Here is a 17,694-nt window from a genome sequence, read left to right on the forward strand (position 1 = left end):
GCGTAAAATTATAGCCTAAGATTTTAAGAGTTGCATAAATTCAGCTCTAGTTTTAGGGTCTTTTTTAAACAAGCCTTTTAAGGCACTCGTTTTTATGATTGTATTTTGCTTTTGCACTCCTTGCATGCTCATGCATAAATGCTTGGCTTCACAGACCACTATTACGCCCTTTGGCTCAATGATTTCATTAAAGGTTTCTGCAATTTGAGTGGTAAGTCTTTCTTGGATTTGTAAGCGTTTGCTATAAATTTCAATAAGCTTAGCTATCGCACTAATGCCCACAATCTTTTCATTAGGAATGTATCCCACACTAATATGTCCAAAAAAGGGCAATAAATGATGCTCGCAAGTGGAGTAAAACTCAATGTGTTGAGCGATAACCATTTCATCACAAACCCCTTGAAAATACGCACTTTTTAGAGCAACTTTTGGGTCTTCTTTATAGCCTTTATACAAGAAATTCCACAATTCAATAACTCTTTTAGGCGTATCTTTTAAGCCTTCTCTATTCTTGTCTTCGCCGATATTTTCAAAAAACTGGTTGAAAAATTTTTCCATAGTATTATGCACGCCTTGTGAGTGATTGAATACGATTTTTAATGCTAGGGTGTGTGCTAAACATTTCAGAATTAAAAATATAAGCCGCATAGCGAGTGCTATTAGTATCTATTTCTCTATAATCATTCTTGCTATAATCGTTAGAAATTTTTTGTAAGGCTCTAATCATAGGCTTACTATCATGCATTAAAAATGCGGCTCCACTATCCGCCATGTATTCTCGTGTGCGGCTTAAATACATTTGTAAAATGAGCGTTAAAAAAGGCAAGATGATTTGTAAGATAAACAAAATGCTTCTAGCTAAATTCGCTCCATTATTCCTGCGATTACCCATAAAAAAATACACGCTAAAATTAGCCACTAAGAGCATGATATTGCTTAAAATCCCTACACACATAGTTAAGCGAATATCATTGTGCCTAATGTGGCTAAGTTCATGGGCTATCACTGCTTTTAATTCATCTCTGTCTAATCTCTCTATTAAGGCACTTGTAAGAGCAATAAGAGAGTTAGATTCATTCCAGCCACTTGCAAAGGCATTCATATAAGGGGCATTAATGATATAAAGCTTAGGCTCAAAATTAAGCTTAGCTTCTTCTAAAAGCTCTGAAAAAACGCCATAAATTTGATTTTCTTTAGAGCTTAAAACCTTGTTAGGGTCAATGAGCTTATATTCATCGCCACTTAGCATGATAGAGCTAAAATTTTGAATACAAATGAAAATAATTACAGAAGCTATAAGAAACATAGTTAGGGTAATGGTAGGAAAAATTTGAAAAGTGATGAGTTTAAAAAGGGCTATGCCTAAATCATTAGCATTAATTCTAATAACATCTACTAACAAGCCTATAAAAGCAAAAATCACGCAATAAGTCGCTAAAACCGCATTAGTCTTGAGCCTATTTTGTGCGATAATCTTTTCAAAATTCATGCTAATATTCCTCCTTCTCATGTTTGATTTCTTTAAGTAACGCACTCGCATAACTCCCCTTAGGCAAGTAAAATTCTAGCTCAAATTGTGCTTTTTCTTTCACATATTTAGAAGTCAAATTTTCTACAAACACCCAAAAAAACCGCCTAGAACCTAGCGTTTTAGCATGATTATTTAAAACTTCGTGTTGAAATTCTTTTTCAATTTCTAGGCTCAAATTTTTTGCATAAAGAGCTTTTTTGCCATCTAATAAACCGGTAGGCACAACTTTTTGATTTAAAAATCTCTCGCTTTCTTTTTCTAAGTCTAAAACATCAAAAAACTTCCCATAAGGGTAATGGCACATCACATCGCCTTCTAAGATTTTAAAGGGGTGGGCTTGTTGTTTAAGGATTTTTAGGGCGTTTGAAGGGATACTTAAATGCTTTTGTTTAAAAAACTCTAAACTCTCTTTCAAACTAAAATCGCTGATAATTTTACTGAGCTCTAATCGTTTACTTAAATGCGAGTTAAACAAATAGCTTTGATAGCTTGAGATTAAAAAAGCGTTTAATTTCTTATTTTTGAAACGCCTTTCATTTTGTAAGATTTTTAAACCTTCTTTGTGGTTGTCATTAAACTTCCCAAAGCGTTGTGAGCCAAAATAATTAGGCATGCCAAATTGAGCGATTTTTTCTAGGACAAGCTCGGTCTTTTGAGCGTTTAAGGGGGTCATTTTTTTAAAACGCATAAAAAATTTATTCCCTTTCAAATGCCCTAGTTTGATTTTATTATGATGATAAGTTAGAGATAGGATTTTAATGTTTCTTGCTTGTAAAACACTAGCATGAGTTTCTAATAGGGGGGCGTATTTTTTAGGGAGTGAGATAAATTGCGTTGTTAGTGCGTTTTTATCTTTCAAACCTGCATAACCCATTTCTCTAACTTTTATGCCTAAAATTTCAGAAAAAATTTGAAGCATTTCTAAAGTGCTTAAGCCACTTTTTCTTACTTGAATAATGGCATGCTCGCCTGTGTTGCTAAACTCATATAAAGGCACTTCATGCACACAAAAATCTCTCGCACTAGAATTGAAAACAAAATCAATACTCGCATGATTATAAGCATGTAGTAGGGGCATAAAATTTAAATTCATGCTTTTATCCTTGCGTTAAACGCCCTTGAAAGTGAGACTAAATCAATGTTTTCAAAATTCACTCCAGTAGGCACGCCTTGAGCGATTTTAGTAAAAGTGAGATGAAATTTTTGTAATTTATCTTCTATATAGAGCATTAAAGAATCATTAGCTAGAGTGGGGGGGAAAGCAAAGATGATTTCTTTAATATTTTCTTCAACTAGGCGTTTTTCTAGGGCGTTAAAATTCAAATCTTCTATGGAATTTAGCACATAGTAGCGTCCTAAAAAGTCCTTTAAATCTTCTAAGATAAACACATCTCTTGGGTGTAAAACCATGCAAAGCTGAGAATTTTGCCTACTTTCATCAGAACAAATCTCACAAATCTCACTCTCACTCAAGGCGTTACAAGATGAACATGTTTTGAGATTTTCTAGGGCATTTTCTAAAGCGTGAGTGAGTTTGAGTGCCAAATAGGGGTTTTCCAAACCTAAATGATACGCCATTTTAAAGGCAGATTTTTTACCCACACTTGGGATTTTTTCCAAACAATCCACTAAATTTAAAAAATGATTCAAGCTGTTTTTATAAGTATTCATGCTTGTATTATACTAATATTTTAAATTGTGCTTTTAAAAGCGTGATACAATAAAATAAAAAATTAAGGAAAAACATGAAAATCGGTGTTTATGGAGCTAATGGGCGTATAGGAAAATTGCTTTTAGAAGAATTAAAACATGGCTATAAAGGGCTTGTTTTAGCAAGCGTGTTTGCAAGAAATAAGTGTGAAATAGATTTTAGCGATTTTTCACACACACCCTTGGTAACTAATGATTTAAAAGCGTTTGCAAAAGCGTGTGAATGCGTGATTGATTTTTCTTTATCAAAAGGGACTGATAGCTTATTAGACGCTCTTTTAGAATGCCCTAAAATTTTAGTTTCTGGCACAACCGGATTAGAAGAAAAAACGCTAGAAAAAATGCAAAGTCTTTCTTTAAAAGCCCCCATTTTACATGCGCATAACATGTCTTTAGGCGTTGCAATCCTTACTCAATTAGCTTTTTTAGCCTCATCACAATTAAAAGATGCGGATATTGAGATTGTAGAAACGCATCATAATCTTAAAAAAGACGCACCAAGTGGCACAGCATTAAGCTTGTATCAAGCTTGTGCTAAGGCTAGGGGCTATGATGAAAAGAAAGCTTTAGTAACTCATAGAGAAGATTTACGCTCCAAAGAAAGTATTGGCGTAGTCGCTTTAAGAGGGGGTGATGTAGCAGGGAAACATACGATAGGCTTTTATTTACAAGGCGAATATATAGAACTCACTCATACGGCTACAAACCGCTCTATCTTTGCTAAAGGAGCTTTAGAAGTCGCTCTATGGCTTAAAGATAAAAAGGCTAAAAAATATGAGATTAAAGAGATGTTTAATTAAGGAATGGTAATGGAAATAAAAAATAACGAACGCTTAGAGGCTTTAAAACAATTGTTGCCTGAAATTTTTGATAAAGACAACGCTTTAAATATAGAAAAATTACAAAGCTTTTGTAAAGATAGCGAAATAGCCATAAGCGATGAAAGCTATCGCTTGAATTTTAGCGCCAAATTTGTTGCCTCTAAATTAGCAAATGTAAAACCTAGCACGATTATTTGCGCTGATAATAAGCATAACATTATAGATGAAAATAAAGAAAGCCAAAATATTTTGATTAAGGGCGATAATTTAGAAGTTTTAAGGCATTTAAAAAGGGCTTATAAAGAAAAAATCAAAATGATTTATATTGACCCCCCTTATAATACAAATAATAAAGATTTTGTTTATAATGACACTAGAGCGTGGGATTTAGAAAGCTTAGTTAAGCTAGGCATAGAAGAAAAAGAGGCTAATAGGGTGCTAGAATGGTCTAGCAAGGGGGCAAATAGTCATAGTGCATGGCTATCTTTTATGTATCCTAGATTATTTCTAGCTAGAAAGCTTTTAAAAGATGATGGCGTGATTTTTATTTCTATAGATGATAATGAAATGGCACAACTCAAACTTTTATGCGATGAGATTTTTGGGGAAGATAATTTTGTGAATTTGCTGTCTGTAGTAGATAATCTTAAGGGGAATAACAACACAGATGGCATAGTGAATACACATGAATATTGCCTAATATATGCAAAAAATAAGGAATTATTACACCTTAAAGACATATTGATTGATGAATATGAAGATGAATTAGCTAAATGGAATATTGATGAGTATGGATATTGGAAAGAGGGACGCAATATTAAAGGAACAGGGGAAAATGCTCCGAGAGAAAAGCGACCTAGCATGTTCTATCCTATTTATTTAAGTGATGATTTGGAAATATCTTTAGAAAAATCTAACAAATACAATATTGAAGTATTGCCACTTACAAATGGCAAGGAAGTATGCTGGAATTGGGGTAAAGATTTCTTACAAGAGAATAAGCATGAACTGATTGTTAAGAAAGTAGGAAATAATTATAATTTTATAAAAAAACAACGCCCTAGCTTAGGGGATTTACCTAGCAAAAAAATGAAAACAACTTGTTACAAACCTAAATATTCTACTTCTGTAAGTTCAGCGACAATGAAACAACTTTTTGGCGAACCTATTTTTAATTATTCTAAATCAGTTTATTTTATTTGCGATTTAATCCAAATCGCCACAAACGAAGGCGACCTAATTTTAGACTTTTTCGCCGGAAGTGGCACAACCGCCCATGCCGTGTTGGAAAGTAATAAAAACGATTATCAAAAATTAAGTGCGGGGGGGGGGGTTATTTAATAGCCTAAATGCCGGATTTAAAGAAAGACAATTTATTCTCGTTCAGTTAGATGAGATTATTGATGCAAATAAAAATAAAAGTGCGTTTGATTTTTGCAAAAACACCTTAAACTCACAAAGTCCTAGCATTTTTGACATTACGAAAGAAAGGATTAAAAGAGCTGGAGCAAAAATTAAAGAGCAATACCCAAGCTTAGATTGTGGCTTTAAGATTTTTGAAATTAAAGAAATAGAAAAAGACAATCTTTTTAATGATATAGAAAACTTAGTGTTAAGTGCGAGCGTTTATGATGGCTTAGTCTTAAATAGTGCATGTGAAGTCATTCTTTTAGATAATGAGCGTAAAGAACCTTATCAAGCTTATTACGCCAAAGACACGCAATGCTTGTATTTATATGAAAAAGGCTTCAACGATACAGCCTTAAAAGAGCTTTTTAATAAAATCAATAATGATAGGGATTTTAATGTGAAATCTATCATTTATTATGGCGAAAATATGGATAGCAAAATGCAATTAGAGCTTAAAGAAGGCAAGGCGCATAAAAACAATAAAAATAGCCATATCCTAGTGAAAGCGTGGTATCCTAAAAATGTATGAAAATTTAGATTACCAAGAAAAGGCTATCAACTCTGTTTTAAAACTCTTTGAAAATATCTCTATAAAGAAGAGCGATGAGCCAAATGCCAATGATGAGCTAATGCTAAATAAGCATGTTTTAGAAAATAATCTTAAAAGTATCCAAGAGCAAAACCACTTAAAAAATGTGCCTTTAATTTTTGATACGCCCCTTAATGTTGATGTGTGCATGCAAACAGGCACGGGCAAGACTTATACTTTTACTAAGCTTATGGCAAATATTTATCATTATTACGCACAAAAGGTGCATAAATTTATTATCGTTATCCCTAGTTTAGCCATAAAGGCGCAATTAGTGGATTTTTTAAAAAACAATACGCAAACTTTTGGCGTGGATTTTGAAGTTTTTGTTTTAGAAAGCAAGAAAAATAGCAAAAAGGCTAAAAACTTTTTAAGCGTAGAGTTAAGAAATTTTATAGAAAAAGAAAATGAGCTGAGTATTTTAGTTATCAATCAAGGCATGTTAAATTCTAAAAGCTTAGAAGAAGAATGCGAGGGCTTATTTGGGAGCTTTAGTATTTTTGAAAGCATTTCAAAATTAAAGCCTTTTATTATTATGGATGAGGTGCATAAATTTAAGCAAGAAAATGTTACTTATGCTAATTTAATGAAGTTTAAGCCTCAAGTTTTAGTGCGTTTTGGGGCGACTTTCCCTTATAAAAATAAAAAGAATAAAGAAATAGATTATAAGAACTTGGTGTATCATTTGAGTGCTAGAGAGGCGTTTAATAGGGGTTTGACTAAGGGTGTGAGAGGGCATGTGATTGATACTTCTTGTATAACAAGCCAGAAATTTAAGCTTAAAGAAATTTTTGATGATTATGCAGTGTTTGATGTCATCAGCTATTTAGGGAATAAAACAGAGAGCAAACAAGAGCAAATTATCCCTAAGCTTGGCAAGATTTCTGATTTTGTTTTAGAAAAGATTAATGCTAAAAGAACCAAAATTGAGCTAAATAATGGCGAAACTTATCAAAAGGGCGATATGATTAAGGGGGTGAATAAAGATTTTTGTAAAGGTTTTTTAACTAAGGCTATAGAAGAGCATTTAAAAATTGAATACACGCTTTTAGTTACAAGAAAAGATAGAATCAAGCCTATAACACTCTTTTTTATTGATAATATTAATGCGTATCGCAATGCTGATTATGCGTGGCTCAAAGATTTGTTTGAAGAGATTTTAAAAGAACAAATTACAAAAATGAAAAATAGCAAAGAAGTCAAAGAAAATAACTTTTACTATGAGTTTTTAGAAAAAAGCCTTAAAGATATTTCTAAAACGCATGGAGGGTATTTTTGCAAGGATAATAGCCAGAGTGATGAAGATATTGCTAAAGAAGTAGAAGAGATTTTGCATGACAAAGAGGCGTTATTAAGTTTAGAGAATACAAGGCGTTTTATTTTCTCGCAATGGACTTTAAAAGAGGGGTGGGATAACCCTAATGTTTTTGTGATTTGTAAAATGCGCAGTAGCGGGAGTGATATTAGCAGGATTCAAGAAGTGGGGCGAGGCTTGAGACTGCCTGTAAATGAATATCAAAACCGCATTAGTGATGAAGAATTTTTTTTAGAATACATTGTGGGCGATGATGAAAAAAACTTCATTAAAGAATTAAAAGATGAGGTAGAGGGGGCTGTTAACTATAGTAAGCTTGATGATGAGGTATGTCAAAATATTATTCAATATTATCCGGATAAAACAGATGATATTATTATCTATGAATGCTCTCAAAATAAAATTATTGATAGCATGAGAGCTTTAAATATCATTGATTTTGAAGGCTTAAAAGAGCTATACCCCTTAGCTTTTAAGGTCAGTAGTGGAAAAATAGGGAGTTCTAATAATACCAATAAGGTAAAAATTAGAGCGCATAAATACGCTGAATTGAAAGCATTATGGGAAGAAATCAATCAAAAACGCTTTTTAATCTATCATATTGAAAATGAAGAGAAGTTTTTAGAAATTGTTAAAGAATGTTTTCAAGATAGCCATTCAAAATGGAAAAAAACTCAATTAGTGTCTCAAGCAAGTGCATATTTTGGAGGCGAGGTAAAAAAATATAATAAGCAAGAATTGCAAAAAATCAAGGGCATGGAATATGAAGAGTTTTTATTAAAACTTGCTAAAAAACTCAGCGTGAAAAAAAGCACCTTACATAGAGCCTTTGAGAGCTTGAAAACACAAAAAGATTTTGATTTAAAAGATTATTTAAATGATAGCAATGTGGTTTATATAGAAAAAGAGTTCAAACGCTTTTTAGCCTATGGGAGCGTGAATTTTGAAATTAGCTATGCAAAAATAGAGGCTAATGTCCATCCAAGTGCGTTTAGTGATAATAAAGGGTATGCATTAAAAGAAATTAATGTGAGTAATTTAGGCACTTTAGGCGAAGAAGACAAAGAGGCACAAGAAAGCTTTTTGTTAGAAAAGGTGGTGTGTGATAGCAAGATTGAAAAGTCTAATATTAGTCAAATCATAGAAGATAAAGATTTTAAAATTAAAGTGTTTAGTAAAATACCTAAAAATTCTATTAAAATCCCTTTAGCTGGGGGATTTAGCTATAGTCCTGATTTTATGTATGTGATAGAAGATAAGGAGAGTAAAAAAGAGTTGCATTGCATTATTGAAAGCAAGGGCAAAAGGGACGAAGCCTTAAGCAAGGAAGAAGAAAGGAAAATCAATCAATACGCCCCTAAATTTTTTGAAAGCCTTAAGAATGTGAGCTTTAAGACACAATTTGAAGATACAGAAATCACAGAAATTCTAAGAGAGGTATTAAGCAAGAAAAATAGTTAGCTTAATATCTTGATAAATAAAAATTTGAGATATATTGGCTTGCATAATGAAACTTTATTTTTGCAAAATATTGCAATTGCTGAAATGCTTTTAGCCTATGTGATGAAAGCTTGTTTGAATTAAAAGAAAGAAAATCTTTCTTTTAAGGTGTAAAAAACTTAATCCAAAAATACATCTTTTAAAAATCTCTTTAATAAAAATATTTTAATAAAGTTTATCTTTTGTAAAAATCATTTGCTAATACGATTTATTAAATAAATCCTACAAATTAATTTTTATTGTTATTAAAAAATTGTATCAATAAGGTAAATTATTACTATTGCAACGATGATTTTAGGTGCCCATTAGCTTTTATAATAAATGCTTTTTGTGTGGTGCTAGGCTAAGAATTGACAATATCCAAAAAGCCATAAAAGAAAAGGGGTTGAGACTTTGTAATTATCTTTTAAAAAATGAAGTCTTAATAAAAATAGAGTAGGGGAGTTAATCATGTCTTTTAAAAGACATGATTAAGTGCGTTTATTTCTTTGCCCTTTTTCTCATATTGGGGTCTAAAATCTTTTTTCTAATCCTGAGATTTAAAGGCGTAACTTCTAAAATCTCATCTTCTTCAATCCATTCTAACGCCCTTTCTAAAGCCATGGTTCTTGGTGGAGTGAGTTTAATCGCATCATCGCTCCCACTAGCTCTCATGTTGGTTAAATGCTTGGACTTAATAGGGTTAACATCTAAATCATTATCTCTACTATGCTCGCCTATGACCATGCCTACATAAACCTTAGTTTGTGGATTGATAAAAAGCACGCCTCTTTCTTGGATATTAAAGAGCGAAAAAGCGGTTGCTTCGCCATTTTCCATACTAATTAACGCCCCATTTTTGCGAGATTCCACACTCCCACTAAACTCTCTAAATTCTAAAAAGCTATGGTTCATCACGCCTTCACCCTTAGTGTCGGTCAAAAACTCACTTCTATAGCCTATAAGACCCCTTGCAGGAATTTCAAATTCTAATCTTGTATAGCCATCACTCATAGGATTCATGGCTTTCATCTCGGCTTTTCTCTTGCCTAATCTCTCAATGATAGCCCCACTAAAGTCTTGGGGAGTGTCAATCACTAAATGCTCAAAGGGCTCGCATTTTTTACCATTCTCTTCTTTAATAATCACTTCAGGGCGTGAAATACTAAATTCAAACCCTTCACGGCGTAAATTCTCCGCTAGGATTGTGATTTGTAATTCCCCACGCCCACTCACTTTAAACTTACCTTCGCCCATTTCTTCGCATTTCATAGCGATATTAGTTTGCATTTCTTTTAATAATCTGTCTTTAAGTTTGTTAGCAGTTACATGCTTTCCTTCAAGCCCTGCTAGGGGGGAATCATTGACTGCAAAATACACGCTCATAGTAGGCTCTTCTAAATGCATGGGGTCTAGTGGAATAGGATTATTTGGATCTACCACGCTATCACCTACATCCATTGCATTAAATCCGGCAATCGCCACAATATCGCCCGCATGGGCACTTTCAATCTCGGTTCTTGCTAGTCCTAAAAAGCCTATAAGTTTAGTGATACGCCCACTCTCTTTGCTCCCATCACTCTTCATTAAAAGAACGCTCTCATTCTTTTTAACCGAGCCATTAAACACTCTAGCGATACCAATTTTTCCCACATAATTATCATAATCAAGCGTAAAAATTTGCATTTGCAATGGTTCGCTAGCACTTCCGCTAGGACTTGGCACATGCTCTAAAATCGTTTCAAATAAAGGCTCTAAACTTTTCTTTTCATCATCTAAATTTTTCATCGCATAGCCATCTCTAGCAGCAGCATAAACTACAGGAAAATCTAGTTGCTTATCATTAGCCCCCATGGCTACAAATAAGTCAAAAACCTCATCTACTACTCTATCAGGCTCAGCGGCAGGCTTATCAATTTTATTCACCACAACAATGGGACAAATTCCAAAGCTCAAAGCCTTTTTAACCACAAATTTGGTTTGAGGCATAACTCCTTCTTGAGCATCTACTAAGAGCAAAACGCCATCTACCATTTTTAAAACCCGCTCTACTTCGCCCCCAAAATCAGCGTGTCCGGGAGTGTCAATAATATTGATTTTAGTGTCTTTATAATGAATGGCAGTGTTTTTAGAAAGGATAGTAATCCCTCTTTCTCTTTCTAAATCATTGCTATCCATAACCCTTTCATCTACCTTTTCTCTCTCACTAAATGTGCCAGATTGAGAGAGTAAGCCATCTACTAAAGTGGTTTTTCCATGGTCAACATGCGCAATTACGGCGATATTTCTAATATTTTTCATAAATGTCCTAACAAGCAAAATTAAGCTAGAAGTATAACACAATATGGGGGTATAATAGCCCTAGATGTTGGAATTTTTTAGTTAAATCTTTTTTTGTAGAATAAGTTTTTGATATTTTTAAGAAATATTTATCCATGTAATTTTATAGCATAGAATTGTCAAGTTGATAGTCTTTGACACCATGTATAGAACCGCCCCTAAAACCTTTATTTCTTTAGATGAGAAAACCGCAAGGAAGCAGCCCTAAGGTATCATTTAAAGCAAGCTTTAGAGAGAAGTCATAGTGTAGAAGAATTTACAAACACTTTAAAGCTAAGCGCTCAAAAATCTAAATTCTCTAATGAAACGATGAAAAAAATTGAAGAGATTACAAGCGGAGTCAAAACTGCGAGTGAAGAGATAAAAGAGCAAGCTTTAGATTTTTCACATATCAAGTTAAACAACAATGAGATTAAGGAGCTTTTAAATAACCAAGAAATTCCTACAAGCGGTAAGGGAGCCATTACTTTTGGTAGAAATAATTTAAATTCTGAAATAGTAGAGTTTTTGCATAAAAACAGCAAGAAAATGATTATTGAAAAAGCTACACTAAAGAATTAGAAGTTTTAAAAGACGCTCATTTCTCACACCCAAACAATGTAAGAGCGAGTTTAGACTATCAAGCTATCAATCATATTCTAAAACGGCATGGAGTCAACTCAAACAATGCTAAAGCTGGAGAAGTGCCAATCAGCTATGATGACTTAGCTAATTATAGGAATTTTATTGATAATGCAGACGCTGTTTTTAAAACCATAGATAACGAAAATAAAAATGTTGTTATAGGTTTTAAGCAAGTAAATGGCTATTATGTAGTGGTGGAGCAAGTCAATAGTGGCAAAAATGAACTAGCACTAAAAAGCATGTATAAATCAAATGGAAGTTTTAAGAATAACACGAGTTATAAAGCATTGCAAGACACCAAACCCTCTAAGGGCGACCATGAGTTGAATGCACATGGCGATGTCTATGACAATTCTACCACAAACTTAAGCCCTTTAGAGTTAGCCAACCTAGAAAAACAACAAAAACTAGCTAAAGAGCAAGAATTAAAAGAGCTAGAAAGCCAAAGATTACAAGAAAAAATCCAACAACAAGAATTAGAAAACAAAAAAATAAGAGATGCCAAAAATTCTACTTTAGGCAAGAGCGAACTAGACAGAGAGATAACTAAGAATGCAGAAATACCTTTTAAAGAGCTAGAAAACGCCCCTAAAAATGCAAAAGAAAAAGAAAAATCATATAATGAAAGCTTTGAAACTAAAGCTAAAGATGAAAAAATGCCCAAACTCTCTTTTAACGAGATTAAAGAACTGATTGATAAAAGCCCACGATATGGCGATTCAATGGATATTATAGGAAATAATAAAGTTACGCCTGAAGTGGTGGAAATACATAGATAAAAACAACAAAAGAGTTGCAATTGAGAAACTAGAGCCTAGCATAGCTAAAGAATTAGGTTTAAAACATATTAATAATGCTAGAGCAGTGATAGATTATAGCGCTATCAAACACACTTTAAAAAGACATGGAGTAAATTCGCCTAATGCTAGATTAAGCAAACAACCGCCAATAACTTATGATGATATAGCCAACTATAGAAAAATAGCCAATAGCGCTGATGAAGTTATCAAAACAAGGGGAAACAACAATGAATTAAGGATTTTAAGCTTTAAGCAAGAGAATGGCTATTATTTCATAGTGGAACAAGTCAGTAAAAAACATAATGAAATCAGCCTTGTTACAATGTTTAAAGAGAATGGAAATTATAAGAATGGTAACACCTATATTGAAACGACTAAAAACTCAAATTAGCCACCACCATAAGGATAAACCTTTTGTGCTTTGGATTATTAGTCCAACGCTAATTCGTTTTGCCTTTAGTCTAGTGCGGATTATAGCATAGTTTTTAGTTTGCAAGATTTTTTAAGGCGTTTAAAGAAATGTTTGCTAAAACAAGCGCTAATTTTCATAACCTAAATAATGACGCTACGCTTAAAAATTTCAATCTAGCCCCCTATCTAACTGATTCATTAGATACCACCGCCAAAATGCTAGAAAGTGGCAATAGAAGTGATAATTTTAAAAAATAAGGAGCAACAAAATATGTCAAGCATAACTAACACTTTTTTAAGAGAGCAACTCTACATTGTCGTTAGGAGAGTATTCAACAAACACCACATTAACCTTAACTTTGAATTTAACGATATTTTAGGCTATAAAATAAAGAATTATCGCCTAGAAATCACTCTAAAAAGAAAGAAATCCCATACCTTAGAGCTCTTTTATCAAATCCATTTAGCAAGAGATAGATATATTAAGACTATCTAGAGCTTATATATCTCAAGTTTAATAATTCTTCAAAATAAGAAAGCTTTAGTTTTTTTAAGATAGTAGTTGTATTCAAAATGGCTCCAGATGTAGGATTCGAACCTACGACCAAGCGGTTAACAGCCGCCTACTCTACCGCTGAGCTAATCTGGAATATCGCTCAAAAAAGAAACAAAATTATAATAGATTTTTTTGATAATGTCAAGAGAATTGTAGTGTTTTTTAAAAAGCATACTAATTTTTATTGTAAGGTTTGGCTTTTAGGGGGTAAAATTCCCTAATGTCATATGCAAATATCTAAAAATCTAAAGATTTTTCCTACAAAATGTATTATTGATTTTTGCGCTTATGTGGTTATATGCAACGAGAATAACTCCATGAATCAATAAGATATTAAGCTGTTTTTTATATTTTTCATACTTTAATGTTTTTTTAATTTTGAAACTTTAAAAAGTTATTATATAAAGTAGAACCTTTGCAAGATTTATCATTAAGTGTCGGTCTTGCTGATATTGGCGCTAATTATAAGACTATTAAGAAGAAGTAAAATTTTAATATATTATCTATTAAAATTTAATATGTTTATCAAACTCTCAAACACTTAGCGCACAAAGGGTGGCAATCTTCATGGGGGTTGCTTAAAGAAAGATTACGCATATTATAGGTTAGTTGGATAGACGGAGTTGCATCATCTAAGCTATACCCCCCCTCAAAGAAAATGTGTCTATAGCTTTTAATGTGTAAATCATCAAAGCCATGGGTTAAGTCAATTTCTTCGCCCTCCATAACCATGTTGCGATACACTTTTTGATTGGCTACGCCCATATGCTCTGGATTGATAGATAAAAACCACTTGATTTTTGCATGTTCTAAAGTAAGCACTCCTCCTACACAATCAGGTTGCTCCATATCTAGGGTATTATCCAAAACATCTCCAAATAAATACAATAATGCATCAAAAATATGAACTCCAACATTAGTGGCTAACCCACCACTTCTATCTATATCCGCTTTCCATGATGAAAAATACCATTTCCCACGCACCGTAATATAGGTGAGCGTAATATCAAAAACTTTATTGGGGTTTTTCTCTAATTCTTGTTTAATTTTTTCTTTTAGCATCATTACGCTTGGGTGCAAGCGTAATTGTAAGATACTAAAAACTTTTTTTTGATACTTTTTTTCTAGGTCTTTTAAATCTTGTATTTCGCTAGGGTCTAAAACTAAAGGTTTTTCACAAATGACATTCAAACCATGTTGCAAACCAAAACGAATATAATCAAAATGTGTGTGATTAGGGGTGCAAACGCTTAAATAGTTTACTTCCTTACCCTCATTTTTAGACCTTTCTAAATAACTTTCTAATTCCTCAAGGCTTGTAAAAAATTCTGATTCTGGGAAATAGCTATCTAGTATCCCCGCACTATCATGAATGTCAAATGAACAATCTAAGGTATGACCAGTTTCTTTGATAGCCTCTAAATGTTTGGGGGCTATATAGCCTCCTGAGCCAATCATTGCAAAGAGCATGTAAAACTCCTTTAATCAATTTGCGTTTTTAGCACTTGTTTGATTGCATGTTAGCAAAAGAATGGATAATTTTTCTTTAGATTGCATTGCTTGTTGAACTTTTTAGGCAAATTTAATCATTTATCTTAATGACTATTGATTGAATTTACTTTTGATTAGCCTTAATGATAAGAAGATTAAGATTTTTATTAAGTATTAAAAGTAGGGGATGCAACTATTTTTGCACCTCCAATAAAATACTCATTTGATTATATGTTGTGATTACTGACAATTGTGGCATTCTATAGAGCGGTCTAGAACACTTTTTTCATCTAAAGTTGGGCTTTCAGAGCGTAAATAATAAGTGGATTTTAGTCCTAATCTCCAAGCGAGCGTGTAAATTTCATGCAAGGTTTTACCGCTTGCACTTTCTATGCGTAAGAAGACATTGGTGCTTTGCCCTTGGTCAATCCACTTTTGACGCACCGCTGCAACTTTGATTAAATCTTTAGCATCAATATCATAAGCAGATGTATAAAAATTCCAAGTTTCTAAGCTCAAATTAGGCACAACTACAGGAATCAGTCCGCTCAAATTTTCTTCAAACCATTTTTTCTTGTAAATAGGTTCAATCGTCTGAGTGGTGCCTACTAAAATTGAAATAGAGCTAGTGGGAGCAATCGCCATTAAATAGCCATTACGCATGCCATTTGCTTTGACTTTTTCTTTGAGACTTTGCCAATCGCAAGTGTAATCAAAAAGCCCTCTTTCTGTAAGCTTTAAGGCTTCTTTATTCGCTTTATCAATCGGAAAAATACCTTTACTCCACTCTGAGCCTTCAAAATCCTTATAAACCCCTTTTTCTTTGGCTAAATTCGCACTTGTATCAATCGCATAATAGCTGATTTGCTCCATTAAACAATCAATTTTTTCTAAATGCTCTTTAGAACCCCAAGCGATTTTATTTTCTGCAAGCATTTGTGCTTCACCCATAACGCCTAGTCCTATCGCTCTGTTTTGTAAATTTGTGGCTTTGACTTTGCGGTTAGGATAGAAGTTCAAATCAATCACATTATCTAATAGCCTCACCATAATAGGCACGACCCTTTTAATATCTTCTTCAGTGTTAATCTTGCTTAAATTGATACTTGCTAGATTACACACAGCCGTTTGCCCATCTTTTGCAACCTTAGTAGCGATATAGATTTGCTTGCCCTTAAGGGTGTCTGTGCTAGTGAGCTTGTTGGCATATTTAGTGATATGACTATCTGTGGTAACTAATTCTTTTTCTTCAAAAAACTCTATGGTGCCATCAGTGTATTCCACTTGCATATAGTAGTGGTTTGGTGCGGTATTTTGAAAAATCTCAGTGCATAGATTAGATGAGCGTATAATTCCTGCATGAGCGTTTGGATTACACCTATTTGCGTTGTCCTTAAAAGCTAGAAAAGGTAAGCCTGCTTCAAAATAATTCATTAAAACCTTTTTCCATAAGTCTTTAGCGTTAATGTATTCTTTAATGATTGTGGGGTTTTTTTCATACTCTAAATAGCGTTTTTCAAACTCTTCTCCATAAAGTTCAGCCAAATCTTTACACTCATAAGGGTCAAACAAAGTCCACATAGCATCTTCTAAAACCCTTTTCATAAATAAATCACACACCCAAAGAGCTGGAAATAAATCATGGGCTCTTCTTCTCTCATCACCACTATTTTTTCTTAAGTCAATGAACTCCATCACATCAATGTGCCAAATCTCTAAATACACCGCAATCGCACCTTTTCGTGTGCCTAGCTGGTCTACTGCAATAGCCACATCATTAGCGATTTTTAAGAATGGAATCGTGCCTGCACTGGCATTTTTATGCCCATCAATATAACTTCCAATGGAACGCACTAAAGAAAAATCCCAGCCAATGCCCCCACCATATTTGGATAATAACGCCATTTCTTTATAGCTATCAAAAATCCCTTCAATATTATCAGGCGTGCTACCAATATAGCATGAGCTTAGTTGGTGCTTTGTAGTGCGAGCGTTTGCTAGAGTTGGGGTTGCACACATCGCTTCAAATTTGCTTAAAACTTCATAAAACTCCAAAGCGATTTTATTAGGTTCTTCTTCGTTTTGAGCTAAAAACATTGCAATGCTCATAAACATGTGCTGGGGTAATTCAATAGGGTTATTGTCTGTATCTTTTAGTAAATAGCGGTCATACAAAGTTTTAATACCCAAATAGTTGAATTGAAAATCCCTTTCAGGCTTGATTTGACTATTCAAAAATTCCAAATCAAATTTCTCTTTAAAGCCCTTGAGCATGCGATTTTTTTCTTCAGCGTTTTCAAAATACTCTTTCAAATGTTTATAGCCCGTAAAACCGCTCACTTTATGATATAAATCATATAAAAAAAGTCTTGAAGCTACAAAACTCCAGTTAGGCGTGTCAATATCTATCTTATCTACAGCGGTTTTAATTAAGGTTTGCTGGATTTCTTCGGTAGTAATCTTATCTCTAAACTGCAACCTTGCATCTACTTCTAGCTCACTTTGGCTCACGCCTTCTAAATTTTCTGTAGCATCTTTAGTGTATTTTTGAATCTTTGTAATATCCAAAGGTTCAATACGCCCATTGCGTTTAGTTACCGTAATCAAAACTTATCCT

General features: G+C 33.4%; 13 protein-coding genes, 1 tRNA gene and 2 pseudogenes. 8 read left to right on the plus strand and 8 right to left on the minus strand.

Translation table 11 applies throughout. From position 1 onward, the window contains the following. Window positions 1–15 precede the first annotated feature (15 nt). From folE to recR, 4 genes are read right to left on the minus strand one after another with little or no spacing between them, the layout of a single operon-like run. Window positions 16–558 (minus strand): GTP cyclohydrolase I FolE, encoded by a 543-nt coding sequence (gene folE, locus HCW_RS05330; RefSeq protein WP_014661201.1) that lies wholly within the window; start codon window positions 556–558, stop codon window positions 16–18. Between the two features lie 4 nt (window positions 559–562). Further along, the gene (gene htpX, locus HCW_RS05335) at window positions 563–1,489 is read right to left on the minus strand and encodes a zinc metalloprotease HtpX (RefSeq protein WP_014661202.1); all 927 of its coding nucleotides are present in this window, start codon (window positions 1,487–1,489) and stop codon (window positions 563–565) included. 1 nt (window position 1,490) lies between these two features. After that, a complete protein-coding gene (gene truD / locus HCW_RS05340) occupies window positions 1,491–2,624 on the minus strand; it encodes a tRNA pseudouridine(13) synthase TruD (protein WP_014661203.1) in 1,134 nt (377 codons plus the stop codon). Further along, on the minus strand, window positions 2,621–3,202 hold the full coding sequence (gene recR, locus HCW_RS05345; RefSeq protein ID WP_014661204.1) for a recombination mediator RecR: 582 nt from the start codon (window positions 3,200–3,202) through the stop codon (window positions 2,621–2,623). Before recR ends, truD begins: the two co-directional genes overlap by 4 nt. 74 nt (window positions 3,203–3,276) lie before the next feature. Here recR and dapB point away from each other — a divergent pair, with 74 nt between their 5' ends. From dapB to HCW_RS05365, 4 genes and pseudogenes are all read left to right on the plus strand, one after another. Beyond that, entirely contained in the window at window positions 3,277–4,041 is a 765-nt protein-coding gene (dapB, locus tag HCW_RS05350) for a 4-hydroxy-tetrahydrodipicolinate reductase (protein WP_014661205.1), read from the plus strand. A gap of 258 nt (window positions 4,042–4,299) precedes the next feature. After that, window positions 4,300–5,638: pseudogene (locus HCW_RS05355) on the plus strand (site-specific DNA-methyltransferase); the annotation flags it as partial. A 21-nt stretch (window positions 5,639–5,659) separates the two neighbouring features. Continuing rightward, window positions 5,660–6,001 carry a hypothetical protein gene (locus HCW_RS10015; RefSeq protein WP_419470990.1) on the plus strand — a complete coding sequence of 114 codons (342 nt, stop codon included), beginning with the start codon at window positions 5,660–5,662 and terminating at the stop codon, window positions 5,999–6,001. Then, a complete protein-coding gene (locus HCW_RS05365; RefSeq protein ID WP_014661208.1) occupies window positions 5,994–8,837 on the plus strand; it encodes a type III restriction-modification system endonuclease in 2,844 nt (947 codons plus the stop codon). Before HCW_RS10015 ends, HCW_RS05365 begins: the two co-directional genes overlap by 8 nt. Window positions 8,838–9,356: 519 nt before the next feature. Here the strand turns inward: HCW_RS05365 and typA are convergent. Next, the gene (typA, locus tag HCW_RS05370) at window positions 9,357–11,156 is read right to left on the minus strand and encodes a translational GTPase TypA (RefSeq protein ID WP_014661209.1); all 1,800 of its coding nucleotides are present in this window, start codon (window positions 11,154–11,156) and stop codon (window positions 9,357–9,359) included. Between the two features lie 237 nt (window positions 11,157–11,393). Here typA and HCW_RS10020 point away from each other — a divergent pair. From HCW_RS10020 to HCW_RS05385, 4 genes and pseudogenes are all read left to right on the plus strand, one after another. Then, window positions 11,394–12,418, plus strand: a pseudogene (locus HCW_RS10020) (hypothetical protein); the annotation flags it as partial. A 247-nt stretch (window positions 12,419–12,665) separates the two neighbouring features. Further along, window positions 12,666–13,010 (plus strand): hypothetical protein, encoded by a 345-nt coding sequence (locus HCW_RS09750; RefSeq protein ID WP_231283055.1) that lies wholly within the window; start codon window positions 12,666–12,668, stop codon window positions 13,008–13,010. A gap of 128 nt (window positions 13,011–13,138) precedes the next feature. Further along, entirely contained in the window at window positions 13,139–13,288 is a 150-nt protein-coding gene (locus HCW_RS09465; RefSeq protein ID WP_014661211.1) for a hypothetical protein, read from the plus strand. 13 nt (window positions 13,289–13,301) lie between these two features. Continuing rightward, window positions 13,302–13,526 (plus strand): hypothetical protein, encoded by a 225-nt coding sequence (locus HCW_RS05385; protein ID WP_014661212.1) that lies wholly within the window; start codon window positions 13,302–13,304, stop codon window positions 13,524–13,526. 78 nt (window positions 13,527–13,604) lie between these two features. Here HCW_RS05385 and HCW_RS05390 read toward each other — a convergent pair. The 3 genes from HCW_RS05390 to HCW_RS05400 all read right to left on the minus strand — a co-directional run bounded on the left by HCW_RS05390 (window position 13,605) and on the right by HCW_RS05400 (window position 17,684). Next, window positions 13,605–13,679 (minus strand) — tRNA-Asn (locus tag HCW_RS05390). 432 nt (window positions 13,680–14,111) lie between these two features. After that, complete coding sequence (locus HCW_RS05395; RefSeq protein ID WP_014661213.1) at window positions 14,112–15,056, minus strand: Gfo/Idh/MocA family protein; 945 nt, start codon at window positions 15,054–15,056, stop codon at window positions 14,112–14,114. A gap of 261 nt (window positions 15,057–15,317) precedes the next feature. Next, the gene (locus tag HCW_RS05400) at window positions 15,318–17,684 is read right to left on the minus strand and encodes a ribonucleoside-diphosphate reductase subunit alpha (RefSeq protein WP_014661214.1); all 2,367 of its coding nucleotides are present in this window, start codon (window positions 17,682–17,684) and stop codon (window positions 15,318–15,320) included. Window positions 17,685–17,694: the final 10 nt, after the last annotated feature.

Origin of the sequence: Helicobacter cetorum MIT 00-7128, from assembly GCF_000259255.1 — a bacterium.
GTDB classification, from domain to species: domain Bacteria; phylum Campylobacterota; class Campylobacteria; order Campylobacterales; family Helicobacteraceae; genus Helicobacter; species Helicobacter cetorum_B.